The organism is Streptomyces sp. NPDC088810 (assembly GCF_044750305.1).
GTDB lineage: Bacteria > Actinomycetota > Actinomycetes > Streptomycetales > Streptomycetaceae > Streptomyces.
Map to the genome: position 1 here is coordinate 223,618 of NZ_JBIVJQ010000012.1, position 24,886 is coordinate 248,503.

General features: G+C 73.2%; 28 protein-coding genes. 7 read left to right on the top strand and 21 right to left on the bottom strand.

Features of this window, described 5'->3' with window-relative positions; genetic code table 11:
* Positions 1 to 5 precede the first annotated feature (5 nt).
* The 11 genes from hypA to ACIP4Y_RS31850 all read right to left on the bottom strand — a co-directional run bounded on the left by hypA (position 6) and on the right by ACIP4Y_RS31850 (position 9,309).
* Positions 6 to 362 (bottom strand): hydrogenase maturation nickel metallochaperone HypA, encoded by a 357-nt coding sequence (gene hypA / locus ACIP4Y_RS31800; protein ID WP_401399088.1) that lies wholly within the window; start codon positions 360 to 362, stop codon positions 6 to 8.
* A 7-nt stretch (positions 363 to 369) separates the two neighbouring features.
* Entirely contained in the window at positions 370 to 519 is a 150-nt protein-coding gene (locus ACIP4Y_RS31805; RefSeq protein ID WP_358638767.1) for a hypothetical protein, read from the bottom strand.
* 71 nt (positions 520 to 590) lie between these two features.
* Positions 591 to 797 (bottom strand): hypothetical protein, encoded by a 207-nt coding sequence (locus ACIP4Y_RS31810; RefSeq protein WP_358638765.1) that lies wholly within the window; start codon positions 795 to 797, stop codon positions 591 to 593.
* 20 nt (positions 798 to 817) lie between these two features.
* Positions 818 to 1,414, bottom strand: a complete 597-nt coding sequence (locus ACIP4Y_RS31815; RefSeq protein WP_401399090.1) for a DUF5947 family protein — start codon at positions 1,412 to 1,414, stop codon at positions 818 to 820.
* Entirely contained in the window at positions 1,411 to 1,965 is a 555-nt protein-coding gene (locus ACIP4Y_RS31820; RefSeq protein WP_401399092.1) for a NifU family protein, read from the bottom strand. The genes ACIP4Y_RS31815 and ACIP4Y_RS31820 overlap by 4 nt, the downstream gene beginning before the upstream one ends.
* Positions 1,958 to 3,751 carry a nickel-dependent hydrogenase large subunit gene (locus tag ACIP4Y_RS31825; RefSeq protein ID WP_358638759.1) on the bottom strand — a complete coding sequence of 598 codons (1,794 nt, stop codon included), beginning with the start codon at positions 3,749 to 3,751 and terminating at the stop codon, positions 1,958 to 1,960. Before ACIP4Y_RS31825 ends, ACIP4Y_RS31820 begins: the two co-directional genes overlap by 8 nt.
* Positions 3,752 to 3,814: 63 nt before the next feature.
* On the bottom strand, positions 3,815 to 4,903 hold the full coding sequence (locus ACIP4Y_RS31830) for a hydrogenase expression protein HypE (protein ID WP_401399094.1): 1,089 nt from the start codon (positions 4,901 to 4,903) through the stop codon (positions 3,815 to 3,817).
* Positions 4,900 to 6,366, bottom strand: coding sequence for a hypothetical protein (locus ACIP4Y_RS31835; protein ID WP_401399096.1), 1,467 nt, complete (start codon positions 6,364 to 6,366; stop codon positions 4,900 to 4,902). The genes ACIP4Y_RS31830 and ACIP4Y_RS31835 overlap by 4 nt, the downstream gene beginning before the upstream one ends.
* A gap of 183 nt (positions 6,367 to 6,549) precedes the next feature.
* Complete coding sequence (locus tag ACIP4Y_RS31840) at positions 6,550 to 6,921, bottom strand: hypothetical protein (RefSeq protein WP_401399098.1); 372 nt, start codon at positions 6,919 to 6,921, stop codon at positions 6,550 to 6,552.
* Between the two features lie 52 nt (positions 6,922 to 6,973).
* The gene (locus ACIP4Y_RS31845) at positions 6,974 to 8,203 is read right to left on the bottom strand and encodes a PP2C family protein-serine/threonine phosphatase (protein WP_401399100.1); all 1,230 of its coding nucleotides are present in this window, start codon (positions 8,201 to 8,203) and stop codon (positions 6,974 to 6,976) included.
* Complete coding sequence (locus ACIP4Y_RS31850) at positions 8,200 to 9,309, bottom strand: aromatic acid exporter family protein (RefSeq protein WP_401399102.1); 1,110 nt, start codon at positions 9,307 to 9,309, stop codon at positions 8,200 to 8,202. The genes ACIP4Y_RS31845 and ACIP4Y_RS31850 overlap by 4 nt, the downstream gene beginning before the upstream one ends.
* A gap of 265 nt (positions 9,310 to 9,574) precedes the next feature.
* Between ACIP4Y_RS31850 and ACIP4Y_RS31855 the strand changes: the two genes are divergently transcribed.
* Complete coding sequence (locus ACIP4Y_RS31855; RefSeq protein ID WP_401399222.1) at positions 9,575 to 11,113, top strand: hypothetical protein; 1,539 nt, start codon at positions 9,575 to 9,577, stop codon at positions 11,111 to 11,113.
* Between the two features lie 264 nt (positions 11,114 to 11,377).
* Here ACIP4Y_RS31855 and ACIP4Y_RS31860 read toward each other — a convergent pair whose 3' ends face one another.
* From ACIP4Y_RS31860 to ACIP4Y_RS31870, 3 genes are all read right to left on the bottom strand, one after another.
* Positions 11,378 to 12,601: a glycosyltransferase gene (locus ACIP4Y_RS31860; protein ID WP_401399104.1), complete on the bottom strand. Its 1,224-nt coding sequence runs from the start codon at positions 12,599 to 12,601 to the stop codon at positions 11,378 to 11,380.
* A gap of 117 nt (positions 12,602 to 12,718) precedes the next feature.
* Positions 12,719 to 13,102: a class I SAM-dependent methyltransferase gene (locus tag ACIP4Y_RS31865; RefSeq protein ID WP_401399106.1), complete on the bottom strand. Its 384-nt coding sequence runs from the start codon at positions 13,100 to 13,102 to the stop codon at positions 12,719 to 12,721.
* A gap of 319 nt (positions 13,103 to 13,421) precedes the next feature.
* Positions 13,422 to 14,384 (bottom strand): GlxA family transcriptional regulator, encoded by a 963-nt coding sequence (locus ACIP4Y_RS31870; protein ID WP_401399108.1) that lies wholly within the window; start codon positions 14,382 to 14,384, stop codon positions 13,422 to 13,424.
* 144 nt (positions 14,385 to 14,528) lie between these two features.
* Here ACIP4Y_RS31870 and ACIP4Y_RS31875 point away from each other — a divergent pair, with 144 nt between their 5' ends.
* Positions 14,529 to 15,425 carry an NAD-dependent epimerase/dehydratase family protein gene (locus tag ACIP4Y_RS31875; protein ID WP_401399110.1) on the top strand — a complete coding sequence of 299 codons (897 nt, stop codon included), beginning with the start codon at positions 14,529 to 14,531 and terminating at the stop codon, positions 15,423 to 15,425.
* A gap of 226 nt (positions 15,426 to 15,651) precedes the next feature.
* On the opposite strand, the gene ACIP4Y_RS31880 is transcribed toward ACIP4Y_RS31875, so the two are convergent.
* The 4 genes from ACIP4Y_RS31880 to ACIP4Y_RS31895 form a co-directional block, all read right to left on the bottom strand.
* Positions 15,652 to 16,065 carry an SRPBCC family protein gene (locus ACIP4Y_RS31880; RefSeq protein ID WP_401399112.1) on the bottom strand — a complete coding sequence of 138 codons (414 nt, stop codon included), beginning with the start codon at positions 16,063 to 16,065 and terminating at the stop codon, positions 15,652 to 15,654.
* A gap of 109 nt (positions 16,066 to 16,174) precedes the next feature.
* Complete coding sequence (locus ACIP4Y_RS31885) at positions 16,175 to 17,236, bottom strand: hypothetical protein (protein WP_401399114.1); 1,062 nt, start codon at positions 17,234 to 17,236, stop codon at positions 16,175 to 16,177.
* A gap of 51 nt (positions 17,237 to 17,287) precedes the next feature.
* On the bottom strand, positions 17,288 to 17,518 hold the full coding sequence (locus tag ACIP4Y_RS31890; protein ID WP_208030166.1) for a response regulator transcription factor: 231 nt from the start codon (positions 17,516 to 17,518) through the stop codon (positions 17,288 to 17,290).
* A 182-nt stretch (positions 17,519 to 17,700) separates the two neighbouring features.
* Positions 17,701 to 18,519, bottom strand: a complete 819-nt coding sequence (locus tag ACIP4Y_RS31895; protein ID WP_401399116.1) for a serine hydrolase — start codon at positions 18,517 to 18,519, stop codon at positions 17,701 to 17,703.
* Positions 18,520 to 18,714: 195 nt separating this feature from the next.
* Here ACIP4Y_RS31895 and ACIP4Y_RS31900 point away from each other — a divergent pair, with 195 nt between their 5' ends.
* The 5 genes from ACIP4Y_RS31900 (at position 18,715) to ACIP4Y_RS31920 (ending at position 23,051) form a co-directional block, all read left to right on the top strand.
* The gene (locus ACIP4Y_RS31900) at positions 18,715 to 19,740 is read left to right on the top strand and encodes a permease (protein ID WP_401399118.1); all 1,026 of its coding nucleotides are present in this window, start codon (positions 18,715 to 18,717) and stop codon (positions 19,738 to 19,740) included.
* Positions 19,737 to 20,474 (top strand): TIGR03943 family putative permease subunit, encoded by a 738-nt coding sequence (locus ACIP4Y_RS31905; protein WP_401399120.1) that lies wholly within the window; start codon positions 19,737 to 19,739, stop codon positions 20,472 to 20,474. Before ACIP4Y_RS31900 ends, ACIP4Y_RS31905 begins: the two co-directional genes overlap by 4 nt.
* A gap of 163 nt (positions 20,475 to 20,637) precedes the next feature.
* A complete protein-coding gene (locus ACIP4Y_RS31910; RefSeq protein WP_401399121.1) occupies positions 20,638 to 21,240 on the top strand; it encodes a hypothetical protein in 603 nt (200 codons plus the stop codon).
* Positions 21,241 to 21,407: 167 nt separating this feature from the next.
* Positions 21,408 to 21,857 (top strand): peptidoglycan-binding protein, encoded by a 450-nt coding sequence (locus tag ACIP4Y_RS31915; protein ID WP_401399123.1) that lies wholly within the window; start codon positions 21,408 to 21,410, stop codon positions 21,855 to 21,857.
* A gap of 129 nt (positions 21,858 to 21,986) precedes the next feature.
* Positions 21,987 to 23,051 carry a YihY/virulence factor BrkB family protein gene (locus ACIP4Y_RS31920; protein WP_401399124.1) on the top strand — a complete coding sequence of 355 codons (1,065 nt, stop codon included), beginning with the start codon at positions 21,987 to 21,989 and terminating at the stop codon, positions 23,049 to 23,051.
* 21 nt (positions 23,052 to 23,072) lie between these two features.
* Here ACIP4Y_RS31920 and ACIP4Y_RS31925 read toward each other — a convergent pair whose 3' ends face one another.
* The 3 genes from ACIP4Y_RS31925 to ACIP4Y_RS31935 all read right to left on the bottom strand — a co-directional run bounded on the left by ACIP4Y_RS31925 (position 23,073) and on the right by ACIP4Y_RS31935 (position 24,864).
* A complete protein-coding gene (locus ACIP4Y_RS31925; RefSeq protein WP_401399126.1) occupies positions 23,073 to 23,822 on the bottom strand; it encodes an SDR family oxidoreductase in 750 nt (249 codons plus the stop codon).
* Between the two features lie 83 nt (positions 23,823 to 23,905).
* A complete protein-coding gene (locus ACIP4Y_RS31930) occupies positions 23,906 to 24,211 on the bottom strand; it encodes a response regulator transcription factor (RefSeq protein ID WP_401399128.1) in 306 nt (101 codons plus the stop codon).
* Positions 24,187 to 24,864, bottom strand: a complete 678-nt coding sequence (locus ACIP4Y_RS31935; protein WP_401399129.1) for a histidine kinase dimerization/phosphoacceptor domain-containing protein — start codon at positions 24,862 to 24,864, stop codon at positions 24,187 to 24,189. Before ACIP4Y_RS31935 ends, ACIP4Y_RS31930 begins: the two co-directional genes overlap by 25 nt.
* Positions 24,865 to 24,886 lie beyond the last annotated feature (22 nt).

A 24,886-nucleotide genomic window follows, 5' to 3' on the forward strand; every position in this document is an offset into this window, starting at 1 on the left:
GGCCGTCAGACCGGGGCCGGGGCCGGCTCGACGCCCGTGATCTCCAGCTCCCTTCCGCTGCGCAGCTCCTGCGACGGCCGGTCGCAGCGCGGGCACCAGAAGAACGGCGGCATGCCGAGCGCGAACTCCTCGGCGCACTCCCCGCACCAGGCCTGGGCGGGCACCTGCTCGACCACGAGCCGGGCCGCCGCGAGGGCCGTGCCGTCGCGGGCCACCTCGAAGGCGAAGTGCAGGGCGTCCGGCACCACACCCGCCAGCTCCCCGACCCGGACGGTCACCGACGAGACACCCTCGGCGCCGTCCGCCCGGGCGATCTCTCCGGCCTGCTCCACGATCGCGGTCGCGATCGACAGCTCGTGCACGCCGGCCTCACGGGTACCGGCGGTGTGCGCGCAGACCACCGGTCATCCGGTAGATCCGCACCTCACGCACGATGCCCGGGAGCTCCTTGACGAAGAGGGCCGTCGCGAGGCTGCCGGCCACGGCGGCCTGCGCCATCAGCACCCGACGCCCCGACATCCCCGATCTCCTTCTCCTCGCAGCTCTGGCGATCTTCATGGCGGTCATTGCCTGCACGGTCATTCGTTCCCTCATCCCGGTGAGATGTTCGGCATGTCCTTCGCCAGGGCGTCATGCCGTTTCCAGTGGATCCCGGTGGAGCGGCGCGCGTCGGAGCTGCCGTCCTTGTGGTGTCCGGTCTGGTGCTTGTACGGGCCCTTGTTGCCCTGGTGCAGTCCGCGCACGTGACTGGGCGTGTCGGGCTTGGCCTGGGGGCGGCCCACTCGGATGCTGCCCATGTCGGGTCTCCTTCCGGTCTTCACGACCGCTCGGTCAGCTCCCTGAAGAACTGTTCTACGGCCGGCCAGACCCGGCCGCCACCGGACAGGCCCTGCCACTCGTGGCGGACCAGGGCGATCATCCGGTAGCAGTCGTCGACCGGCACGATCCAGTGTTCGTCGAGGCCGCGCACCGTGTTCACCAGCAGCGCCTCGACATCGGGGGCCATGGCGGCGAGCTGCGGAACCGTGGCGGCCAGCCGCTGCCAGGCCGCCGCGTCCACCTCCCACCGCATGGCCCCCGCCGGGCTCGGGCCCTGCGCGGTGACCGTGCCGTCGGAACGCGGCACGAAGAACACCAGCCCCACCGGGACACCCAGCACCCCGGTGTCGACCGGCGGCAGCCGCAGCCGGCGCCGGGGCACGAGCCGGTAGCGGGCCTCGCCCGCCCCGCCGTCGGCGAACAGCACCGAGCAGGGCCCGCACACGCACCGCACCTCGGCGGCCCCGGTGTCGTACAGATGGGCGTGTTCCGCGGCGACGCGGGCGGCGCACAGCTCGCAGACCTCGGCCTCGTCCCGCACCGCACGGTCGGCGGCGGAGCGGATCACCCGGGCGAGCGCGCCGTGCACGGTCACCGCGCCTCCTGGGGCAGGGCCCGGCGCTTGATCGTGCTCAGCGGTACGAACGCGGTGGCCGGCCGGCGCTCCTCGGCGACCGGCTCGACCGACTCCAGCTCCGGCGCCACCGCCAGGACGGCGGCCCGCACGGCCTCCAGGGGGTCGGCCGAGCCACCGCCGCAGCCCGAACCGCAGCCGCCGCCGGTGCTCAGCCGCACCCGGGCCACCCGCCCGTCGACGCCGGCCCATTCCAGGTCGCCGCCGCGCTCGCGCACCACCGGCCGCAGCTTCTCCACCGCGCGGGCGGCCCGGCGCTCGGGCGGCTCCGGATGGATGTCGTGCAGGACCAGCAGGTGCCCGAGCAGCTCGTCCTCGGCCAGCTGTTCCCGCAGCGGCTGCTCCGCGAGGTCCAGCACCCGGGCGAGGGCCTCGCCGTAGACCTCGGTCAGCAGCCGCACCGCCTCCAGCGCCGGGCCGGGCACGGTCTCCAGGCCGGTCAGCACCTCGTCGAGCCGGGCGAGGCGCGCTTCCACCGCCGGGTCCGGCAGCCGTACGTCGGTGTCAGCCACGGTTGGCTCCGTACGTCGGCGAGTGCACGGTGGTCAGGGTCTTGCCCTTGCCCATGTACATGTGGACACCGCACGGCAGACAGGGGTCGAAGCTGCGGACGGTGCGCATGATGTCGACGCCCTTGAAGTCGTCGGGCCCGTTCTCCTCGAAGATCGGCTGGCCCTGGACGGCGTCCTCGTAGGGGCCCGGGGTGCCGTAGATGTCGCGCGGGCTGGCGTTCCACGGGGTGGGCGGGTACGGGTGGTAGTTGGCGATCTTCTTGTCCCGGATCACCAGGTGGTGCGAGAGGACACCGCGCACCGCCTCGTGGAAGCCGCAGCCGATCGACTCGTCCGGCACCTCGAAGTTCTCGTACACCTTGGTGTCGCCGTTGCGCAGCATCCCCATCGCCTCCTCCAGGAACTGCAGCGCCATGGCGGCGGCGTAGGCGATGAAGTACGGCCGGGCGCGGTCCCGTTCGAGGGTGTTGCTCCACTTCGGGATGCGCCACTCCAGGGTCGTCTCCGGCAGCTTCTCGCCCCTCGGGAGGGTGATGCGGATGCTGCCGCCTGTGGTCTTGACGTACGGCGTGTCGACGATGCCGCTCAGCGCGGTCGACCAGAGCCGGGCGAGGGGGCCGCCGCCGGTGTCCAGGGCGAGGTGCTCGCCCGTCCCCGGGTGGTACCAGCGGGGGCTCATCACCCAGCTGTAGTTGCCCTCGAAGTCCCGCTTCTGCGGCACCGGCACGGTGGTCTGGTTCCACGGGTGACGCATGTCGACGGGGTTGCCGAGCGGGTCGTGGGTGACGAACGGCTCCTCGTTGACCCAGTCCTCGTAGAAGGAGCTGCCCAGCATGATGCGCAGGCCGAGGTTGATGTCGATCAGGTTGTTCGTGACCAGCTGCCCGTCCACGATGATGCCCGGGGTGACGTACATCGCCCGGCCCCACTCGTTCATCGTCGCGTAGCGGTAGTCGACGACGTCCGGGTTCTGGAAGGCGCCCCAGCAGCCCAGCATGATGCGGCGCTTGCCGACCTCCTCGTAGCCGGGCAGGGCCTCGTAGAAGAAGTCGAAGACGTCGTCGTTCATCGCCACCGCCTTCTTGATGAAGTCGATGATGTGCATCAGGCGGCTGAGGTAGTCGGTGAAGGTGTTCGGCTGCGGCATCGTGCCGACCCCGCCCGGGTACAGCGTGGAGGGGTGCACGTGCCGTCCCTCCATCAGGCAGAACATCTCCCGGGTGATCCGGCTGACCTTCAGCGCCTCCTTGTAGACCTCGCCCTCGAAGGGGTTGAAGGCCTTCATGATCTCGGCGATGGTCCGGTAGCCGTGGATGTCCCCGCGGGGGGCGTCGGTGCGCTCGGCGCGGGCCAGGACACCCGGGTTGGTGGCCTTGACCATCGCCTCGCAGAAGTCCACGAAGACCAGGTTGTCCTGGAAGAGCGTGTGGTCGAAGATGTACTCCGCCGCCTCGCCGAGGTTGGTGATGTGCTCCGCCAGCTTCGGCGGCTTGACGCCGTAGGCCATCTGCTGGGCGTAGTTGGAGCAGGTGGTGTGGTTGTCGCCGCAGATGCCGCAGATCCGAGAGGTGATGAACCCGGCGTCCCGCGGGTCCTTGCCCTTCATGAACACCGAGTAGCCGCGGAACAGCGACGAGGTGCTGTGGCACTCCACGACTTCCCGGTTGGCGAAGTCGATCTTCGTGTAGATGCCCAGGTTGCCGATGATCCGGGTGATGGGGTCCCAGGACATGTCGACGAGCTGAGCGGGTTTGCGTTCGGTGGGCCGGGACTCGGTGGTGGTCATCTGCGGTACTGCCCCTCGCTGTTCGGGTCGATCGGGTCGGTGGCGGGATGGGGAAGGACGGCGTCAGGCACGCCAGTGCGGGTCGTAACCGCTGGTCAGCTTGCGCTTGTTGTGGCGCCACTTGGGCTCGTGGTTCACCATGTCGTTGGTCAGGCCGCGCAGTCGGCGGATGACCGCCCCGTACGGTTTGATCACCATCGACGACAGCGTGCCGCCCGGGGGTTCGTCCATGAACGGCATGAAGGCGTCCGGGAAGCTCGGCATCGTGCAGCCGATGCAGACGCCGCCGACGTTCGGGCAGCCGCCGAGGCCGCCCATCCAGCCGCGCTTGGGCACGTTGCAGTTGACGACCGGGCCCCAGCAGCCGACCTTCACCTGGCACTTGGGGGAGTTGTAGTCCCGCGCGAAGTCGGCCTGCTCGTAGTACGCGGCCCGGTCGCAGCCCTCGTGGACGGTCTTCCCGAACAGCCACTGCGGACGGAGCATGTGGTCCAGCGGCGGCGGGGGAGCGGCGCCGGCTGCGTGCTGGAGCGTCCAGACCAGCGTCTCCATGAAGTTCTCCGGCTGGATCGGACAGCCCGGCACGTTGACGACGGGCAGCCCCGACCGCGCCTTGAAGTCCCAGCCCAGGTAGTCCGCGAGGCCCATGCAGCCGGTCGGGTTGCCGGCCATCGCGTGGATGCCGCCGTACGTCGCGCAGGTACCGGCCGCGATCACCGCCCAGGCCCTGGGCGCCAGGTCGTCGATCCACTCGTTCAGCGTCTGCGGCTCACCGGTGTCCGGGTGGTTGCCGAACGACGTCCAGTAGCCGTCGCCCTCGATGATGTTCTGGTTAGGGATCGAGCCCTCGATGACCAGGATGAACGGCTCCAGCTCACCGCGGGCCGCCGCCCGGTACGGGGCCAGGAAGTCCTCTCCGCCGAGGCTCGGCGAGAGCACCTTGTTGACCAGGTTCACCTTCGGCAGGCCCGGGATGAGGCCGAGCACGACGTCCTCGATGGAGGGCTGGCCGGCCGCGGTGAGGGAGACGGTGTCGCCGTCGCAGCTCATGCCCTCCGAGATCCACAGGATGGTGATCTCGTCGAAGCCCTCCCGTGCCTCGGCCCTGCTGGGCTCGCCCTGGACTTCCGTGGTACCGCTCTGTGTGGTCATGTCTGCGGCCTCCGTTGCAGCCGGTCTCGGAGTGGGTCGTGGGCGGCGGCCGACGCGGCGCACTCGGCCCGGTCGAGCGGTGCCACCTCGTCGGGGCGGAAGTAGTGGAACCGGCCGTACCAGTCGTGCAGTTCGGCGGCCGGATCGTCGTCCACGGTGACGGCCAGGTGGACGCTGCCGTCCACGTCGTGGAAGACCGCGGCCACCTGTGCGGTCCGCCCGTCCAGGAACATGTCCTGGGCGTCGGTACCCCGGCCGCGCGGACACAGCCGTACCCGGCTGCCGCCGCCCACGGGCACCCCGTCCACCAGGACGGTGTCCGTCGCCGGAGACAGCCCCTCGTCCCCGCCCTCCTGACACCAGGCGGGCCGCCCGGCGGCCGGGCGCTGTGCCGGGGTCAGGGAGCGGATGACGCCGTGCAGCCGGGAGAAGACCTCCGGGGGCATGGTGTCCACCCGGTCGAGGATCCGTGCGGCCCGCGGATCGGTGGCCCGGGCCTCGGCCTTCTCCTCGTCGGTCAGCAGCATCGTGCGCAGCGTGAGGATCTCGTCGATCTCCGCCGCGTCGTGCAGGTCGCCCGGGCTCTCCGGGGCCACCTGCGGATGGTCCGGGAGGATGATCGGCGCGGAGAGCAGGAACGCTCCGGTCGCGCCGTCGTCGCTCGCCGGCTGCGGCGGCGGGCCGCCGAGCACCGGGAACGTGAACGCGTTGCGGCAGCCGCGGACCTGCTCGGCGAGGCCGGCGGGCGGGTCGATCAGCGACACGAACTCGGCTCCCTCGGCGGCGAGGAGGGTGTGCGTGGCGAGCAGCGCCTGCCCGAGCACCGCACCGCGCGGGGCCTGCGGGTCGGCCGCTCCGGCCGTGTTCTCGGTGCGCACCCGCAGCCGGTACAGCTCCGGCCCCAGCGGCTCGGCCACGACCGTCGTCTCCGCCCGCACCTCCCGGCGCCGCCGCACCGTCCGCCCCGCGCCCTCAGGCAGCGGCTCGTACTCCGTGCCGGCCGGTGCGCCCACGGCGGCGGTCCGCTCCTCCCGCAGCAGCTCCGCCAACGGCAGCACCAGCTCGGTCTCGCGCGGCACCGCCTCCTCGAACGACAGGTGGCCGACCCCGTCGGCGGTCCGCAGCGACTCGACCGGGCGATGTCCGCCGTTTCCGTCGGCCGCCTCCACCTGCTTGTGCTGCAGCTGCAGATACCGCACCCGCACGCGTACGGCCGCGTCGGCGCGGCACACCCGCAGCAGGCACTCGGTCTGCTGGTACCAGGAGTCGGCGGAACCGGAGACGCCGGGCGTGACCGGTGCGTCCCGCTCCACCCAGTCGCGGGGCAGCAGCACCCCGAACTGCCAGCGGACCCGGTTCTTCGCCGAGGACCGGCGATAGGGATACAGCAGGTACCCCTCGTAGAGCACGGCGTCCGCCACGGCAGTCAGCTGCGCACAGCCCTCGCCGGCTCCGTTCGGCATGCCTGCCTCCTCGCCACTCGTGATCGCGGTTCCTGTCCCCACGGTCACACCAGTCGCGCTCGCCCGCCCCTCAGGCGCACCGTCATTGGGCCGGACAGTGGAACCTTGCGGCGGTTCGGGCGTACGGAGGTGCCGGGCGTGCGCGCTGGTCATCGCCGGCCGCGGCCCCGTGGCCGGCAGGGCTCAGCGGAGCAGCAGATACCGGGTGACCAGGGACCGGGCCCGGCCGGCGCCGAGGCCGAGGGCCCGGCTGAGGTCGTCCCACCGCTGGACGCCGTCCTCCTCGATCAGACCGGCCGCCTCCCGGCCGGCCCGCCGGGTCAGCCGGTCCAGTGCGGCGACGGCCCGCGGCGCGGTGGCCGGCGCGTCCTCGGCCAGCCCGAGCAGCTTGTCCTCCGAGACGCCCAGCAGCTGGGTCACGTCGTCCGGCAACGGCACGGTCCGCCGTTCGACCGCGCGGATGTGCGCGCTCCAGTCCCGGCGCTGCCGGGAGACGTCCAGCTCGTCCAGGCCGTCATCGGCGGCCGGTTCCGGCCGCCGTCGTACGCCCGCCACTGGCTGGTCGGGAACATCTCGGCGCCGCTGCCGAGGCCAGAAAGGGGCCTGTTCACCGACCGGGGTGCCGGGGTTCGGGGTGCGCGGAGTCCGGTCGTCCGGGCAGCCGCTCCAGCGCCACCAGCGCCGCGTCGTCGCCGAGGTCGCCGTGCACATGGCGGACGAGGTCCCGGCGCAGACCGGCCACCATCGCCTCCAGAGGACGGCCGGCGTGCGCCTCGACGCGGGCGGTCAGGTCGAGGAAGCGGCCGCGCCGGTCCCGGGCCTCGATGAACCCGTCCGTGTACAGCAGCAGCCGGTCGCCCGGGCCGAACGGCAGGATCTGGACGGGCGGTGCCGTGTCCAGCAGGTCGCCGAGACCGAGGGGGGCACCGGGCTGGTCGAGGAGCAGGCCGTGCACCCGCCCGGAGTGCACGAGGAACGGCTCGGGGTGCCCGCAGTGCACGAGTCGGGCCACGTGCTCTCCGGGCGGGAACTCCACCAGCAGCGCGGTCGCGAACCGCTCGGTGAACAGCGCGCTGTCCGTCCGGCCGTCCTCCAGGATGCCGTCGACGGCGGCGATCTGCCGCCGCGCCCGCTCGTCCAGCCGCTCGGCGACCCGCGTCAACGACCGCTCCTGGTAGGCGAGTTCACGGAAGGCGCCGAGCAGGGCGGCGGAGGCGCCGACGGCCGGCAGCCCCTTGCCCCGGACGTCGCCGACCAGGATCCGGGTGCCGTACGGCGTCGGCAGCGCCTCGTAGAAGTCGCCGCCGATCCTCGCCTCCGACTCGGCCGGCAGATACACCCCGCGCAGGGCCAGCGCACCGATCCGGTGGGGAAGCGGGTGCATCAGCGCCCGCTGTGCCGTCTCGGCCACCGAGCGGACCTGCTGCAACTGGCGTTCCCGGCGCCCGCGCAGGCAACAGGCGGCCATGGAGGTCAGGCCGACCACGAACAGGCTGAACAGCACGACGTCCGAGTCCGGACGCCCGTACTGCCCGGCGTCCGCCTGGAGCAGGGCGGTCACGGCCAGCGCTGCGCAGCTCAGGGACGCCGTGACCCACAGCGGGAGCAGCACCGAGGCCAGCACGGGCACGGCGACCATGACCGGTGACACATGCAGCCAGTCGGGGGTGAGCAGATCGGTCAGGGCGACGACCGTCATCAGGGCGACGGGGGCCGCCGCGAGCAGCACGCGGGACCGGGTGAGGCGGCGGATCAGGATCCGGGCCGGGCGCCGGGGGTCGGTGTGCGCAGGGGTGCGGGGCTGAGGGGCGGCGTGCGGAGCAGTGGTGTGGGTCATCGTCGCAAGGTGGGTCGTAGCGGGCTCAGTGCCCGGTGGGCGCGGTCGGGCGGGGCGGGCGCCGGTGCGGACAGGCAGGACAGGGCCGACTCCAGGTGCCGGAGCAGGCGGCGGGCCTCGGCGCCGGTGGTCGGGGGGTGGCAGCGGGCGGCGCCGAGCCGGGTCAGGGCCCGCCGGGTCGCGGGCAGGGCGGGGTGCGGCCGGCCGCCCCGGCAGGAGTAGGCGCACAGTGCGGTGGTGCGCAGCAGCCGGGCGTACGGCTGGGCGAAGGCGGCGCCGGGGCCGGAAGCGCCGGCCGCCCCCGGGTGCGCGTCGAGGAGCCGGGCCGTGGCGGTCAGCTCGCGCGCCACCTCGGACAGGGTCCGCAGCACCCGGCGGTCCAGGTGCCAGCGGCGGCGCCGGGCGGCCGGCCGCAGGTTCCACCGCACGCTCTCGTGCGCCTCGTCCACGGCCGTGCGGGCCCGGTCCACCGCCCGGTCGAGGTTCTGCTCCCAGGCGGGGCCGAGCACGTCCCGGGGCCGCCCGCGGCCCACCACCGTGTCGGCCAGACCGTCGAGATACCGGGCCACCAGCACCCGCAGCTCCTCCAGCGCCCGCTCGGCGGACCGCACCCGCACGGCGGGGAGCAGCAGCGCGCTGCATGCCAGGCCGAAGGCGATGCCGAGCACGATCTCCGCCAGGTGGGAGAGCAGCTCGCCGGGGTGCCGGTCCCGGACCAGGGCGAACGTGATCAGCGCGGTCGTCGGCACATGGATGCCGTGGTGCCCGAGGAACCCGCGCCGGGCGAACAGCACGGAGACGAAGACGACCAGGGTCACACCCGCCATGCCGGGGCGGGCGTACAGGGCGCCGGGTACGGCGATGAGAACGCCGAGCAGACAGCCCGCGCCGTACCGCAGGGCGGCGGAGACCGTGCGCACCACCGTCGTCTCGACGATGAGCAGCGCCGCGACGGCACCCGCGTACGGGCCGGGGGTGTGCAGCAGTGCCGTACAGGTCTGCCAGGTCAGCCCGGCGGCCACGGTCGCCCGGGCGGCCTCCGCGCAGTGGGTGCGGCCGAAGCGTCTCATCCGGGCCGGCAGAGCGGACCACCGTGCGCCGCGCATGCCGTGCTCGCCCCCTTCCTCGTCGGGATCCGCGGGCCGCTCGGTCGGCCCGGCAAGGCCGCCCAGGATAATCGGACAATTGGGGTATGAGGCAAATAAGGATCGTGTAGGGAAAGGACCCTCTTTCGGGCCTCTGTCGGGTACGCGCCCGCGCCCGTACACTGCGGATCCGCAGACATGCGGGCGCAGTTGACCGGGGGGAGCCATCATGTCCGGAGGTCCGTACGATCCGAACCAGGGGTACGGCGGACCGCCGCTGCCACCCATGCCGCCGGCCCCGCCACCCCGGCCCGCGGGCCCGCCGCCCGCCCCGCCGGACGCCTGGCGGGCAGCCGCGGTCGCCCTGCTCAACCTGAGCGGTCTCGGCCTCGGCTACGCGCTCCTGCGCCGCTGGGTGCCGGCCGCGGCCTGCTGGGCGGCGACCGCCGCGCTGCTGCTCGTGGCGCTCCCCGCGGACGCCGACGGCGTCCCCGGAGCCGCGCTCGCCGGCTACGCCGTGGTCCTGTCGGCGGCGGCCGTCCACGGCGGGCTCGCCGGCCTGCGCACCCGGCTCACCCGGCCCGGCAGGGCGCCCCTCGCGCTGCTGCTGGGCGTGCTGCTGCTGGCCGTACCCGCCAGCGGTGCCCTCTGGTACCGGGACGCCCACGAGGAAGCCGTGGAACAGGCGCTGCTCGGCCGCCTTGAGCGCGCCGACGACCTGGTGGCCGAGAGCGGCCGGCGGTCCTTCAGCTCCGCCACGCCGGGCTACCGAAGAGCCCTCGAGGTGTACCGCGACATCGCCGTGCACCACTCCGGCTCCCGCGCGGCCCGCAGGGTCCCCGGCAGCCTGCGCACCTACTACACCACCGTCGGCGCGGCCTACGGCCACGGCCGGTACTGCGACGCCGTGGAGCCGCTGAAGTACCTGCGCACGGTGCCGGACACGATGCCCGGGGAACAGCTCGGCTCGCTGGCAGGCTGGCCCGACGACCGGCTCGCGAACGCCCTGTACGCGTGCGGGGAGCAGTCCCTGGCGGCCGGCGACGGGGACTGGGTGACCCGCTTCGGCGACCTGCTGGACACCTTCCCGCGGTCCGGGGCGGCGGCCAAGGTGGCGCCCGCCGTCGACGCCGCGGTGCACAAGCAGGAGAAGGCCGTCGACGGCGACGATCCCTGCGCGGCCGTCGAGCGGTTGCGCGACCTCGACACCCGGATCGGCGACCTGGCCGGCTCCGCCCGCGACGCGGACGGCGGGCTGGCCAAGACCGCGAGCCGCGCCGGCCGCAGCGGCGACTCGGGCACGTACGCGTGCGGTGTCGACCAGTACGAGGACGGCGACTTCGAGGCGGCGCAGAAGACCATGGAGCAGTTCGCCGCCGACCACAAGCACGACCGGAACCGGGCCCGCGCCGAGAAGATCGCCATAGCCGCCGAGGTCGCCCGAACGCTCCCCGCGGCCGGCAAGAAGCTGCCCACCACGGCCTCCGGCGGCAGCATCTCCGTGACGGTCAAGAACGACAGCCCGGACGACATCACCGTCCTGTACACCGGGCCGGTCACCGGCAGTTTCACCCTCAAGGGCTGCGGCGGCTGCAAGGCGTACACGTTCGCGGACACGGTGTTCAAGACCTTCAAGCCCTGCAACGACAGCAGCAGGCACTACCCGCAGCGCACCATCAGCCTGCCCGTCGGCACCACCTACTTCGTGCACAAGCCGGACCGCGACAGCAGCGCGACCCCGGCCTCGGACACCGCCAAGCTCAGGTCCGGCTACATCTACACCGAGTGCGCCTACTCGACCCAGCGGCTGGGATCCGGTTTCTGACCGGCGCCTGCCATGCCCCTCCGCGGCCCCCGGCCCGGACGCCGGGGGAAGGGCCCGCCGCCGGGGTAGTCGTTCGGCGACCCGAGGCGACACGCGGAGGTGGCACCGTGAGCGACGACGACCGCATCGGCAATCCCTGGGGCGCCCGCACCCCGTACGACCGCGGCGCGCCCTGGCCCGTCGGCACCGCCCCGAGACCCGAAACGCTGCTGCGCCGGCAGCAGGGCCCGTCAGGGCGGCGGGCCTCTTGGTCGGGCACCTTTCTCAGCCGACCTCGCCGATCAGCAGCTTCGCGGCCACCGTCGCGCCGTCGGTGCGGATCGTGCCGGCCACAGCGGCTGCCCGGGCTCGGGTCTCGGGAGCCAGGGCGACACCGAGCGCGGCCGACAGGGACTCGAAGGTCGGGTTCGGGCCGTCGTGTGCCGCGCCGATGCCGAGGTCGGCCACGCGGCCGGCCCAGTACGGCTGGTCCGCGAGCTGGGGTACGACCACCTGGGGCGCACCGGCCCGGGCGGCCGTGGTCGTGGTCCCCGCACCGCCGTGGTGGACGACGCCTGCGACATGCGGGAACAGGGCGTGGTGGTTGACCTCGCCGACGGCGAAGCAGTCGTCCTGGCCGTCGGCGACGGCCAGGTCGGCCCAGCCGCGGGAGAGGAGCACCCGGCGGCCCTGCGCCCGGACCGCCTCGACGGACGCCCGGGCCACGTCCTCTGCGTTGCGGAGGGGGATGCTGCCGAACCCCACGTACACCGGCGGTTCACCGGCGCGGAGGAAGTCCTCCACGTCGGCGGGCAGCGGGCGGTCGTCCGTCCGGAACCACGCGCCGGTCTGCACCACGTCGAGGTCCGCCGGCTCCTGCCACGGGCTGAGGACCGGGTCGGCGGCCAGCCAGGGGCGGTCGGTGAGGACGTAGTCGCGGAAGTGCCCCACCGGCGGCAGGCCGATGGACGCCCGGTGGGTGTTGAGACCGGTCCCGAACAGCACGTTCATGGTCTCGGTGTCCAGGTCCCACAGCATTCGGTTGTCGGTGACGCCGGGTGGGAACGGCCGGCCCGGCCGCTCGAACGGCGGGTGGTGTGGTGAGGGCAGGTAGGCGGGGAAGTAGGCAACGAACACGTAAGGGATGCCCAGGTGCTCGGCAGCCGTCCTCGCGCCGGCCGCAGCCGGGAGCAGACCGGTCGCCAGGATCACGTCGCAGCCCTCGGCAGCCGTGACGACCGCCTCGTACGTCGTGGCGGTCAACGCGGCCGCGCGTGCGGGCAGACCCTCAGCAGGAGCCTTCGTCTTCCCGGTGAGCACCCCCTTCACGAACGGGCGCACCGGCTCGCCGATCGGCGCCAGGGGGAGGCCGACGGAGTCGAACAGCTCGGCGAAGTCCGGAGGCGTGCACATCCGCACGTCCACTCCGAGGTCCCGCAGCTGCACCGCAACCGCCACCAGCGGTTCGACGTCTCCGCGCGACCCGTAGGCCATCAACAGCACGCGCATGGAGTGCCTCTCATTTCGCAGGGTTCCGGGCCTGCCAGTGGCCCTGGCCTCGTGTATCCGGGTCAGGCGGGTGATTCTGCGCCACCCTTGGGGTCTTGCCGCAAGCCCCCCTGTGCGCTATATCTTGATCATGGAAGGAGCGGTTGATTCCCCTTTCTTCCTTCTAATCCGCTGACCTGGCAGGCGGCCTCGACGGTGTTCTTCAGGGCATGATCCTGAGCCGCATGCCGGGACCCCGCCCCGGGCCCGTGCGGTGAGCGCGATGGAACCGTCCGCTCTTCTGGGCACAGCCGCATCGAAGGCGTCCCGAAGTCTGTCCCGCAGTCCGCCGGGCCGGACGGCGCGGGCCATCCGGGCCACGGCCGTGGCCGGGTCGGGCAGGAAGTTCAGCGTCAGACCGCTGATGGCCACGTCCCATCCCGCATCGCGCACGGGCAGGGCCATGGCGTCGCCCAGGAGGAAGCAAGCCGGAGGGGGACAGGTGGCCCTGGTCGTGCTCATGAACGCCTCGGACCGGTCGATTTAGCACCACGCGGGGCCGGTACAGGGTGCTCGCCACTGCCGAGAGCACGCCGGTGCCGCACCCCACGTCGAGCCACCGCAGACCGGCCGGGCGGTCGAGCCAGGTGGTGAACTTCTTCGCGACGGCCCGACTCCAGCGCCCCATGTACCGCTCGTAGGCGGCGCCGGACGCCCACACATCGAAGCGTTGCTCACTCACGCCGTCCATTTCCCGGCTCGTCACCCCGAATCGCCGACGCCGGGCCATCCCCATGGCACACGTGGACACTCCGCCGTATCCGGGCCGAGTCACGCGCGGTCACCGACCGGTCGTCGCGGTCGGGCGGTGAGTGAAGGCGTTTCGGTAGGCGGCCGGGGTCATGCCGATGTGGCGGCTCAGGTGCTGGCGGAGCGACTCGCCGGAGCCGAGGCCGCTGCGGCGGGCCACGTGGTCGACGGTGAGATCGGTGGTCTCCAGCAGCTCGCGGGCCCGCAGCAGCCGCTGCTGGAGCAGCCATTGGAACGGGGTCACGCCAGTCTCGGTTGTGAAGCGGCGGGTGAGGGTCCGCACACTGACTCCGGCCTGACCGGCCAGGTCGTGCAGGGAGATCGGCTGGTCCAAATGTTGCAGTGCCCAGATGCGGGCCGCGTCCAATGGAGAGTCGGTCTTGGCCGGTAGTGGGGTCTGCACGAACTGCGCCTGCCCGCCGTGGCGCACTGGGGTGACGACAGCGGCGCGGGCGGCCGCGTTGGCCACGGCCGCGCCGTAGTCGGAGCTGATCAGGTGCAGGCACAGGTCGATCCCGGCGGCCGAGCCCGCACCGGTGACGATCGGTCCGTCCTCGGCGAACAGCCGGTCGGCGTCCACGCGCACCGCAGGGAAGGCGCGCTGCAGTTCCTCGGCCAGGGCCCAGTGGGTGGTGGCAGCACGGCCGTCGAGGAGCCCGGCCTGGGCGAGGACGAAGGCGCCACTGCAGATCGAGGCTACGCGCTTGCCCGCGGCGGCCGCCTCCCGCAAGGCGTCCAGTGCGGCCGGCTCGGCGTCGTGCCGGCTGGCGGTTGACGGGACGATCACCGTGTCCGCCGCCGCGACCGCCTGGAGGCCGTGCCGGATCACCACCTCGATGCCACCGGAGGCCGCGACCGTACCGGGCCTGGCGGTGCACACCGTCACCTCATAGCCGGAGCGTCCGTCGAGTTCGGCGGCGCCGAGCAGCGTCGACGGCATGGACAGGTCGAAGGGCTTGACCGCAGGGACGGCCAGGACGGCGACACGATGCATGGCTAGATCCTTGGACCTCGTGGCTTTCAGGCCACTGACCCTATCCCGCTTCCGCGCGGCAGAGTTGGGCGAGCGGTCGGGGCCCCGCGAACCACGTTTCCCTGTCAGGGAAACCTTCCACTTCAAAGGGATAACGGAGAAATCATGGCTGAATCAGTCGTCATCGGGGCAGGCGCGACCGGAGTCGCGACAGCCAGGCAACTGGCCGACGGCGGCAAGCGGGTCCGCCTCATCACACGCAGCGGCAGTGGCCCTGACCACCCCGGCGTGGAACGGATCGCCCTGGACGCGGGCCGCACTGACGAGCTGACCGAGGCACTGGCCGGAGCGACCACGGTCTTCAACGCCGCCATGACCGCCTACCACACCTGGCCGGACACCATGCCCCCGTTGTTCGCTTCGATCCTCGCCGCGACCGAGCGGGCCGGGGCCGACTACGTGATGCTCGGCAACCACTACGGCTATCAGCAGACCGCCGGGCCGGTCACCGAGCGCACCCCGATGGTCCCGAACACCCGAAAGGGCCGGGTGAGGGCCGAGCTGTGGCGGCAGGCCAAGGAGGCCCACGACGAAGGGCGGCTGCGGGCCACCGAGGTGCGAGCCGGCCAGTACCTGGGCCCAGGCGCAGTCTCAGCGTTCACGCTGCTGGTCGCGCCTCGGGTCCGCGAAGGTGAACTGGCTCTCGTCCATGGCGACCCCGATGCGGCGCATTCGTTTTCGTACACCGAGGACGTCGCAGCGGCGCTGGTGGCGGTCGGCGGCGACGAGCAGGCCTGGGGACGGGCCTGGCACGCCCCGGTCATCACCACAACCCTGCGACAGGCCGCGACGGAACTCGCCGAACTCCACGGAGCACCCGAACCGCGGTTGGAGCCGCTCACCGAACGGGATCTGACGCTGCTGTCCTTCACCGATCCGCTGTGGCGGGAGTTCGCCGAGATGAGCTACATGTCCGAGCGTCCGTTCCTCGTGGACGACAGCGATATCCGCGACACCTTCGGGCTCACGCCTTCAACGCTCCGCGAAGCGCTGGCGGACTGATGCCGCCGTACCGGTGGCGGACCGGACAGCCGGAGTCCCGCGCGAGCAGCGCCCGGCGCAGCCGCTCCCGGTCGACTCGAAGCGCGGCCCGTGCGGGCGGTCGCTGGTCAGCCCGCCGGGGTCCGCCATCAGCTCCCGCCGGTCGGGGAGGGCCCGGCCGCCGAAGACGTGTTGCTTGACCGGTGTCGTCAGACGCAGCGGATGCCGGCGCACCGGGGGCGGCACCTCAGCCGCCCGCGTTGTCGACCCGCAGCCGCACCTGCTCCTCCAGCCTTCGCAGGCTGCCGTCGAGGGCGTCGTACACCGCCTGCTCGCCCGGATCGTGGCCGTCGTCGAAGAAGGACAGGTGCACGGTCACCTCGCTGGCCCCGCTGCCGATGCCCGCCACCTGGAGCCAGCCGGTGTAGCTGCCCTGCTCGCGGGTGCCCCACTCCAGGCGCATCTGCTCCGGCTCCGAGCGCAACAGGGCGGGCATGTCCAGGCCGGAGATGTCCTCGTGCACGGTCACGGCGGGCGGCTCCTCGACGTCCACGTGCACGGCGTCCGGGAGCCAGGCGTCGAGCTGGTCGACGTTGGCCGCCTGGTCGAAGACGTGTTCGGGCTGTGCGGGCATGGTGCGGGAACGCTCGTACTCGGCCATCGCGGTACCGCCCCTCCGGTCGGAAGTCGTACCCCGACCGCGTGCCCCTTCCGCGGCGGCCGAAAAGCCCCGGACGGCACCTTGCCCCTTCTCCCGGCTCCCGCCGCCCTCAGTTCCGGAAGGCGGGGTACTCCGCCAGCGGGGCGGTCCGCCAGTCACGGGCGAGGTCGTCCAGCAGCAGCTCCATGGTCCGGGCCAGCGCCGGGAACTCCGTGAGCGTGCGCGCGGTCTCCCAGCGGTGCCGCAGCAGCTGGCGCACCGTCGGAACCGGGCGCCGGGTCCGGTGCATCGGCCGGTCCTCGCCGGCATGGGGCAGCAGGTACACGGTCCCGTGGACCGTCCAGAGCGCGATCGCCCGGCGCAGGCCCGCCTCCCACACCGCGTCCTCGGCCAGCTCCGGATAGACGGCCATGACCTCGGAGCGATAGGTCTGCTCGGCCTCCCGGGCCAGGCCCGCGGGCAGCCGGAAGACGCACCAGCAGGTGGAGAAGGGCATCCGGCAGTAGGCGGCGGTCAGGAAGACCGACTGGAAGGTCGCGCTCTCGAAGTCGATCAGGCGCAGGCCGTCCGCCGTGAGCAGGTTGTTGTCGGGGCAGGTGTCGCCGGGCGTGAACGCCGGGTACCGGTCACCGCCCGCCGTGCCGATGCCGGCCAGCTCACCGGCCAGGTCCGGCGGCACGGCGATCCCCGACCGCGCGAGCAGCACGGGGAGCTCGGCGGTGCACCGCTCGATCCACGGGTCGTCCGGCCCCGACGGCACGCCCTGGTCGAACCGGGCCGCCAGCCGGGTGAAGTCGGCGCGCCCGGCCACCGAGCCTGCGGCCAGCCGGCCGAGCGCGCCGGCCCAGGCCAGCAGGCCGTCCGCCGCCGCCTTCGGATCGTCGCCGAGCAGTACGTCCGCGAGCGTCGGCGCGGCTCCCAGGTCCTCCATCACCAGCAGCGGCGTGTCCGGGTCCACGCCCAGCAGGGCCGGGCCCGCGCCAAGGGAGAGCGCGGCGGCCTCCGAGGCGAAGGAACGCAGCGCCTCCGGTTCCCGGCCGAATGCCTTCACGATCACCGTGCCGCCCGCCGCCGTGCGGCAGCGCAGGACGGAGCTGCGGCGGCTGCCGCCCAGGTCGACCGGGTCGGACAGCTCGGTCCCCAGCAGTCCCCCGGCCGTTCGCAAGATCACATCCACCCCGGCATCCTGCCACCGTTTCCCGGCTCGCCGGGCACCCGTGGCTCACAGGCCCAGGGCGATGGCCATGCGGGTCAGCTCGGCGGTGTTGGTGATGTTGAACTTGGCCCGGATGCGGCGCAGGTAGGCGTCCACGGTGTGGGTGGACAGTCCCATGTGGCGGGCCGTCTGCAGGTAGGTGCGGCCGGCGGCGATGTGCCGGAGCGTCTCCCGCTCGCGCGGAGCCAGCGCGGGGGCGGGGGCTTCGGTGTGCGACGGGGCGAGGATGGCGCTCATGGTGGTTCCTCCGGCGGAACGGCTGGGGGGCTGTCCGTTTAGGGCGATTTGCCCTTGTTCCACCAGATTGCTAGCCGGACTTCATGAAGCTGTCCGCCGACTGTCACAGGCGTGTCACAGGGAACCGGGATTGGTTTGAACCAGTGAGCCGCTACCGTACCGCCCGGGCCCGGGTGTTCCCCTCAGGACACGGCCGCGCGGGCCGTCCGTTCCACCAGGGACACGCCGTCGTCCATCGACGCGCTGCCGTCCGACAGGACCGCGACGAGGTACCGGTGCCCCTTGACCGTGACCCGGCCCACGCTGTTGACGTCCCACAGGCCCGTGGTGTTCCGCTCCAGCCAGCCGTTCTTCAGGGCTCGCCCGGAGTCCTCGGTGCCGGCCGCGGAGACGCCCCAGCTCTGCTCGGGTACGACCTTGCTCATCAGGGTGCGGACATAGGCGCGGGACCGCGCGTCGAGCCCGCCGGAGCCCGCACGCACCGCGCCCCCGGCGCCGAACACCGCCCGCAGCAGCCGTATCTGGTCGCTCGCGGTGGTCCGGGTCAGGCCCCACTTGCCGCCCGGGCCGCCCGTCGTCGAGGTCAGCCCCAGGCGCTTGTTGGCCGCCGCCAGCCCGGAGGCCCGGCCGATCTGCCGCCACAGCGCATTCGCCGCCGCGTTGTCGCTGCGCCGGATCATCGGCTCGGCGCGCTTCCTCTCCTGCGCGGTGAGCTGCCGTCCCGCGTCCTGCGCCTGGAGCAGCAGCGCGGCGAGGATGTCGACCTTGACGATGCTGGCGGTGTCGTACGCCCGGTCCTCGCCGTGCAGCACGGGGGTGCCGCCGGCGCCGTCCAGGTCGAGCACGGCGGCCGTGGCGTGCCCCGGGGGGTGTCCGGAGGGTGCGGTGGTGGCGGCCGTGGCCGGGGCCGGGTGCAGGAGGCCGGCGGAGAGCAGGGCCGTGGCCGAGGCCAGCAGGGCGCCGGCCTTGGTCCGTGCGGTGCGGGAGTGGCGGGAGGACATGGGTCACGAACGTAGCCACCGCGCGCGCCCGGCGACGTGGCACCGGTCACCTTCGGCCCCGATTCGCCCGGATTGTGAGAAGAGCCACCGATGGAGCGCATTGTGGGGTCCGGCTCGCTCCCGGGGCGGCGTGTACGCGCGGCCGGGCCGTCCTCCTCGCTTATCGTCGGCCGGACACCGACATCCGGAGTGACCATGGAAAAAACGGATGAACTGGTTGGTGTGTCGGCCGTACCCCTCGGTCCGGCCGTGCGCCGCATCCGGCCCCGGCCGCTCGGCGCCGCCCTCGCGCTCACGGCCGCCGTCACGGCCGTGCTCCTGCTGGCCGGCACACAGTGGCTCGACGATCCGGCCGTCCAGGCCTGGCGCACCGTCTGCCTGGCCATCACCGTCCAGGCGCTCCCCTTCCTGCTCCTCGGCACCGCCCTGTCCGGCGCCATCAACGCGTTCGTGCCGGCCGACCTGTTCAGCAGGGTGCTGCCGAAGCGGGCGGCCCTCGCCGTACCGGTCGCCGGGGTCGCCGGCGCGGTCCTGCCGGGCTGCGAGTGCGCCTCCGTCCCCGTCGCCGGCAGCCTGATCCGCCGGGGCGTCACCCCGGCCGCCGCCTTCGCCTTCCTGCTCTCCGCCCCGGCGATCAACCCCGTCGTGCTCACGGCCACCGCCGTCGCCTTCCCCGGCAACCCCGCGATGGTCGCCGCCCGGCTGCTGGCCTCCCTCACCACGGCGGCCGTGATGGGCTGGCTGTGGCTCTGGCTCGGCAAGGAGGAGTGGCTGCGCCCCCTGCTGCGCCACCGGCACACCGGCCACCGGCACGGCCACAGCCGCTGGACCGAGTTCCGGCTCGGCTTCCAGCACGACTTCCTGCACGCCGGAGGCTTCCTCGTGCTCGGTGCCATGGCCGCCGCCACCTTCAACGTCACCGTGCCCCGCTCCGTCCTCGACACCTTCTCCGGCTCGCCCTGGCTCTCGGTGCTCTTCCTGGCCGCCCTCGCCGTCCTGCTGGCGGTCTGCTCGGAGGCGGACGCGTTCGTCGCGGCCTCGCTCACCGGCTTCTCGCCGACCGCCCGGCTCGCCTTCCTCGTGGTCGGCCCGATGGTCGACCTGAAGCTGATCGCCCTTCAGGCGGGCACCTTCGGCCGCGCCTTCGCCTGGCGGTTCTCCACGGCGACCACCGTCGTGGCGATCGCCGCGAGCGTCCTGATCGGAGGCGCGCTGCTGTGAAACGCCCCGTCCAGACCCTGCTCCTGGCGCTGACCGGCATCGGCCTGCTGCACGCGGCCCTCTTCACCGACACCTACCTGCGCTACGTCAAGGCCGGACTGCGCCCGCTGCTCATCGCGTCCGGGCTGGTCCTGCTGCTGCTCGGCCTGGCGGGGGCGGCCGTCCGGGACCGTCACCACCCCTCCGGGGACACCGGACACGAGCACGGCCACGACCACACCGGCACCCCGCGCGTCGCCTGGCTGCTCTTCCTGCCCGCGCTCAGCCTGCTGCTGTACGCCCCGCCCGCGCTCGGCGCGTACACCGCGGCCCGCGCCAACAGCAAGCCCGTCGCCGTGCAGAAGAAGGGATTCGCCCCGCTGCCCGCGACATCGCCGCTGCCGATGACCCTCACCGACTTCACCAAGCGGGTCCAGCAGGACCGCAGCCGGGCCGTCGGGAAGCGCACCGTGCGGCTGACGGGCTTCGTCACCCCGGCCGGAGACGACGGCGGCTGGTACCTGACCCGCATCATCTTCACCTGCTGCGCGGCGGACTCGCAGACGGTCAAGGTCCGCATGTACGGCACCGAGGCGCCGCCCGCCGACACCTGGCTGGCGGTGACCGGCACCTGGCACCCGCGGGGCACCCTCGGCACCAGGACCGCGGAGGCGGCGCTCGACGTCCGGGACGCCACCCCCGTCGCCCAGCCGGTCAACGCCTACACCGACGATCTGCCGCTCACGCCCTCCTAGAGCCGGGCGGCCAGGGCCGGGAAGACAAGCACCGGTCCGCAGCGGACGACGGGCGTGGACAGGTGCAGGATGGTGTCATGACCCTCGCGCGGGACACCGGGTCGGGAGACCGCGGCTGCCGCCCCGGGTTCGGGCCGCCGGCGCGCGAGAGGAGGCGGTGACGATGACACGGACACCCCCCACGACGGTCACCCCGGTGCGGCTGTGGCGGTGGCGGCGCAACCCGCTCAAGCGGCACAGCGACGTCGTCGAGGCCTGGATCGTCCTCGCCGGCTGGCTGCTGGCCCTGGTCGCCGGGATCTTCGCGGGCGTGGTGGCGGCCCAGGCCTCCGAGTCGGCGTTCGCGGCACGGCTGTCCCAGGTGCACCCCGTGGCCGCCGTACTCACCGACGACGCGGCGCGCACCCCGGCCGCGGGCAGCGGATACGACGACGGGCGGGTGTGGGCCGCGGTGCGCTGGACGGACGCGGACGGCTCGGTGCACACCGACCGGGCGAAGGTCCTCCCGGGCGCCCCCGCCGGAACCCGGCTCACCGTGTGGACGAACCAGTCCGACCGGGTCGTCCCCGCCCCCGTCACCGGAGCGGCGGCCGACCTGCAGTCGGCGCTGACCGGCGCCCTCGTCGCCCCGGCGGCCGGCGCGCTGGTCTGGGGCGCCGGATGGCTGGTCCGCAGCCGGCTCATCCGGCGGCGCATGGCCGAGTGGGACGAGGAGTGGAAGCAGATCGGACCCCGGTGGGGGAACCTCAGCGGAGGCAGGGGCTGAGCGCCGGCGGTGTGCGCCCCCTGGACCTACCGCGGAGGTTGTACATCGGCCCGGCGGTACCGCGGCCGGTGGAGCCAGAGGTCAACTCCCGGGTTGGCGACGGGCCGAGCCCCGGCACGTAGCTTGTGTGCCGTGCCGTGAGGCACTCGTCAACCAGGGGGAAACACATGCAGACGAACATCCTCACCAGGACCCTCCTCGCCGCCACGACGACCGTGGCGCTGGCCGCGGGCAGCCTGGCGGCGGCGGGCACCAGCTTCGCCGCACCCGCGGCAGCCCAGCCGGCGGCGGTCAGCGAGGCCGTCATCCCGCAGGCGTCGAACAACCTCGGGCTGAACGCCACCCAGGCGAAGAAGGTCCAGCGCTGGCTGAAGACGTACTGGAACTACCGCGGTTCCATCGACGGCAAGCTCGGCACCAACAGCTGGAAGGCCTTCCAGCGCTGCCTGAAGAAGTACTGGGGCTACACCGGCCCGATCGACGGCGTCGTCGGCAAGGGCACGATCAAGGCGCTCCAGCGGCTCCTGAAGGACGGCTACGGCTACCGCGGTCCCATCGACGGCATCGCCGGATCCGGCACCAAGGCCGCGTTCAAGCGGTTCGCCAACGCCCACTGAGGTACCGCACCCGGTCTGCCCGGAACACCCTCCGCCCCCGCTGCCGGGCGGAGGCCTCCGGGCAGACCGCCCGGCACACGGGGGCCCGGCGGAGGGCTTGAGGGCGTGCTGCCGGGTTACCCGGCAGGTATGGCGAAGCTGCACGAACCCCGGCGGCACCACCGGCAGGCCGCCGACGAGACCCCGGCGCCGCGGATCCCGGCGCCGGAGGAGGCCGGTCCCGCCCCGGAGGTCGAGCGGCGGGCGCCCCGGACCCCCGCGAAACTGCCCCGCCGCGCGTGGGCCGCGGCCTTCAGGGGCGCCCTGCGCGAGTTCGCGGACGACGAGCTGACCGACCGGGCCGCGGCGCTCACCTACTACGCCGTCCTGTCCCTGTTCCCCGCCCTGCTGGTGCTGGTCTCCCTGCTGGCCGTCGCCGGCAGATCGCTCACCGACCGGGTGCTGGCCAACCTGAACGGCCTCGCGCCCGGCCCTGCCCGGGACATCGTCACCCGGGCCGTGGAACAGCTGCGCAACGGCGCCGGCGTCGGCTCGGTCATGGCCCTGGTCGGCATCGTGCTCGCCGTGTGGACCGCGTCCGGCTACGTGGCCGCGTTCATCCGCGCCGCCAACGCCGTCTACGACATGCCCGAGGGTCGCCCGGTGTGGAAGATCCTCCCGGTGCGCGTCGGCGTCACCGTCGTCCTGATGATCCTCACCATGGCCGGCGCGCTCATCGTGGTCTTCACCGGGCCCCTGGCCCGCCGCGCCGGGCAGGCGCTCGGCCTCGGCGACACGGCACTGACCGTCTGGGCGATCGCCAAGTGGCCGGTGCTGGTCCTGCTCGTCACCGTGATGATCGCCATCCTGTACTGGGCCACCCCGAACGCCAAGGTCAAGGGCTTCACCTGGATCACCCCCGGCAGCCTCCTCGCCCTGCTGATCTGGATGGCCGCCTCCGCCGGCTTCGCGTTCTACGTCGCCAACTTCGCCTCCTACAACAAGACCTACGGCACCATGGCCGGCGTCATCGTCTTCCTGGTCTGGCTGTGGATCACCAACCTGGCCGTCCTGCTGGGCCTGGAGTTCGACGCGGAGACCCTGCGGCAGCGGGCCATCGCCGGCGGCCATCCGCCCCGCGCCGAGCCCTACACCCGGCCCCGCGACACCAGGAAGTGGAACGAGGAGGACGTACGCCGCCTGGACGAGACCTGACGCCGACGCCCTCCCCGCCCGTCACGCCGCGTATCCGCCGTCCACCGAAAACTCCGCGCCCGTCACGTACGCCGCCTCCGGCCCCGCGAGGAACGCCACCATGGCCGCCACCTCCTCGGCCGTACCGAAGCGGCCCAGGGCGGTCATCGACGCCTGGCCCGACGCGTGCGGCCCGTCCGCGGGATTCATGTCCGTGTCGGTCGGGCCCGGGTGCACGACGTTCGCCGTGATGCCCCGCCCGGCCAGCTCCCGCGCCAGGGCCTTGGTCAGCCCGACGACGGCCGACTTGCTCATCGCGTACAGCGTGGCCCCGGGGCCCGGCACACGCGCCGCGATGCAACTGCCGACCGTGATGATCCGCCCGCCCGCCCCCATCAGCGCGGCGGCCGACCGGGCGGCCAGGAAGACGCCGCGCACGTTCACCGCGAGGAGCCGGTCGATGTCCGCGAGGGACAGGCTCTCCAACGGCCCCATCACCCCCACGGCAGCGTTGCCCACCAGCACGTCCAGCCCGCCCAGTTCCTCCGCCGCGCGCCGTACCGCGCCCGCCGCCTCCGCCGCGTCCGCGGAGTCGGCACGCAGGGCCACCGCCCGCCGCCCCAGCGCCTCGATGTCCCGTACGACGCCCTCGGCCGCGTCCTTGTCGTGCACATAGGTCAGGGCCACGTCCGCGCCCTCCCGTGCCAGACGCCGTGCCGTCGCCGCGCCGATGCCCCGGCTCCCGCCGGTGACCAGTGCCGTCCTGCCCCGCAGTTCCACTCGTGAAGTCATGGCTCCATCCCATCCGACGGCATCGGGGAGCACCGGCGGGGAACGGACATCGACCTCGGCGGCCACGGCGGGCCGGTACGAGGTCAGCCCTGCGGGACACCGCCCGGGGTGATCAGGCCGGTCTCGTAGGCGAGGATCGTGGCCTGCACCCGGTCGCGCAGGCCGAGCTTGGACAGCAGCGCGTTCACATGGCTCTTGACCGTGCCCGTGGTGACGCCTAGTTCGGCGCCGATCTCGGCGTTGGTCAGCCCCGAGGCGATCTTCAGCAGGACCTCCCGCTCCCGCTGGGTGAGCCGGCCCAGGGGCCCGCCGGCCGGGGGCGGTGGCGGGGCGTTGGTGAGCGCCTCGCGGACGATGCCGTGGATCACCTCGGCCGACGGGCCGGCCACCAGCCGTTGCAGAGCCGTGAGGTCTCCGCGCCGGTGCGCTCCGCGAACGACAGCGCCTCGGCGGCCAGATCGGGCCTGCTGTCGTGGAGCCGGCGCGCGGCGTCGGCGGTCACCACGACCGGGGTGAGGTGATGGGGGCTCACATCGTGCAGCTCCCGGGCCAGTCGCCGGCGCTCGTGGTCGGCCGCCGGCCGCCGGCCGGCGGGCTTGCTCCGCCCCGGCCAGCCGCCGGGCCGCGGTGAGCCGGCCGGCGAGCCACTGGCGCCGTGCCTCCCCGAGCCGGCGCACAGCAGGTACACGCCGAGCGCGATCGCCATGTCGGACAGCAGCGCGGGCCGGGGCCACGCGAGTCCGCCCAGGACCAGGGCACCCAGGGTGCAGGCCAGCGCCCGCACCGGTACGGGCCGGCGCCGCCCCGGCGCGGCCGTCTCCAGGGCCAGCGCGCTGAGCGCGCAGAACAGCGCCGGTCCGCCGGGTGTGCCGGCGGTGCCAACGCCGGGCCACAGCAGGGCGCCCTGCCCGGCCGCAGCAGCAGGGGCAGAAGCCAGTTGCGTATCGCCTCCATGTCGCCGACGAGCGTAGAGGCCGGCCGTGCGCCGGGCACCGGACCCGAGGGGGAGGGGTCTCTCCCACCAGAGACAGAGGGCGGGCACCAACCAGGGACAGAGAATCCGG

What these genes read in the sequence shown, in the direction of transcription:
- ACIP4Y_RS31805 (WP_358638767.1), bottom strand. Translation starts at nt 519, where the DNA reads ATGTCGGGGCGTCGGGTGCTGATGGCGCAGGCCGCCGTGGCCGGCAGC.
- ACIP4Y_RS31810 (WP_358638765.1), bottom strand. Translation starts at nt 797, where the DNA reads ATGGGCAGCATCCGAGTGGGCCGCCCCCAGGCCAAGCCCGACACGCCC.
- ACIP4Y_RS31825 (WP_358638759.1), bottom strand. Translation starts at nt 3,751, where the DNA reads ATGACCACCACCGAGTCCCGGCCCACCGAACGCAAACCCGCTCAGCTC.
- ACIP4Y_RS31830 (WP_401399094.1), bottom strand. Translation starts at nt 4,903, where the DNA reads ATGACCACACAGAGCGGTACCACGGAAGTCCAGGGCGAGCCCAGCAGG.
- ACIP4Y_RS31835 (WP_401399096.1), bottom strand. Translation starts at nt 6,366, where the DNA reads ATGCCGAACGGAGCCGGCGAGGGCTGTGCGCAGCTGACTGCCGTGGCG.
- ACIP4Y_RS31845 (WP_401399100.1), bottom strand. Translation starts at nt 8,203, where the DNA reads ATGACCCACACCACTGCTCCGCACGCCGCCCCTCAGCCCCGCACCCCT.
- ACIP4Y_RS31850 (WP_401399102.1), bottom strand. Translation starts at nt 9,309, where the DNA reads ATGCGCGGCGCACGGTGGTCCGCTCTGCCGGCCCGGATGAGACGCTTC.
- ACIP4Y_RS31855 (WP_401399222.1), top strand. Translation starts at nt 9,575, where the DNA reads ATGCCGCCGGCCCCGCCACCCCGGCCCGCGGGCCCGCCGCCCGCCCCG.
- ACIP4Y_RS31860 (WP_401399104.1), bottom strand. Translation starts at nt 12,601, where the DNA reads ATGCGCGTGCTGTTGATGGCCTACGGGTCGCGCGGAGACGTCGAACCG.
- ACIP4Y_RS31865 (WP_401399106.1), bottom strand. Translation starts at nt 13,102, where the DNA reads ATGAGCACGACCAGGGCCACCTGTCCCCCTCCGGCTTGCTTCCTCCTG.
- ACIP4Y_RS31870 (WP_401399108.1), bottom strand. Translation starts at nt 14,384, where the DNA reads ATGCATCGTGTCGCCGTCCTGGCCGTCCCTGCGGTCAAGCCCTTCGAC.
- ACIP4Y_RS31875 (WP_401399110.1), top strand. Translation starts at nt 14,529, where the DNA reads ATGGCTGAATCAGTCGTCATCGGGGCAGGCGCGACCGGAGTCGCGACA.
- ACIP4Y_RS31880 (WP_401399112.1), bottom strand. Translation starts at nt 16,065, where the DNA reads ATGGCCGAGTACGAGCGTTCCCGCACCATGCCCGCACAGCCCGAACAC.
- ACIP4Y_RS31890 (WP_208030166.1), bottom strand. Translation starts at nt 17,518, where the DNA reads ATGAGCGCCATCCTCGCCCCGTCGCACACCGAAGCCCCCGCCCCCGCG.
- ACIP4Y_RS31895 (WP_401399116.1), bottom strand. Translation starts at nt 18,519, where the DNA reads ATGTCCTCCCGCCACTCCCGCACCGCACGGACCAAGGCCGGCGCCCTG.
- ACIP4Y_RS31900 (WP_401399118.1), top strand. Translation starts at nt 18,715, where the DNA reads ATGGAAAAAACGGATGAACTGGTTGGTGTGTCGGCCGTACCCCTCGGT.
- ACIP4Y_RS31910 (WP_401399121.1), top strand. Translation starts at nt 20,638, where the DNA reads ATGACACGGACACCCCCCACGACGGTCACCCCGGTGCGGCTGTGGCGG.
- ACIP4Y_RS31915 (WP_401399123.1), top strand. Translation starts at nt 21,408, where the DNA reads ATGCAGACGAACATCCTCACCAGGACCCTCCTCGCCGCCACGACGACC.
- ACIP4Y_RS31920 (WP_401399124.1), top strand. Translation starts at nt 21,987, where the DNA reads ATGGCGAAGCTGCACGAACCCCGGCGGCACCACCGGCAGGCCGCCGAC.
- ACIP4Y_RS31925 (WP_401399126.1), bottom strand. Translation starts at nt 23,822, where the DNA reads ATGACTTCACGAGTGGAACTGCGGGGCAGGACGGCACTGGTCACCGGC.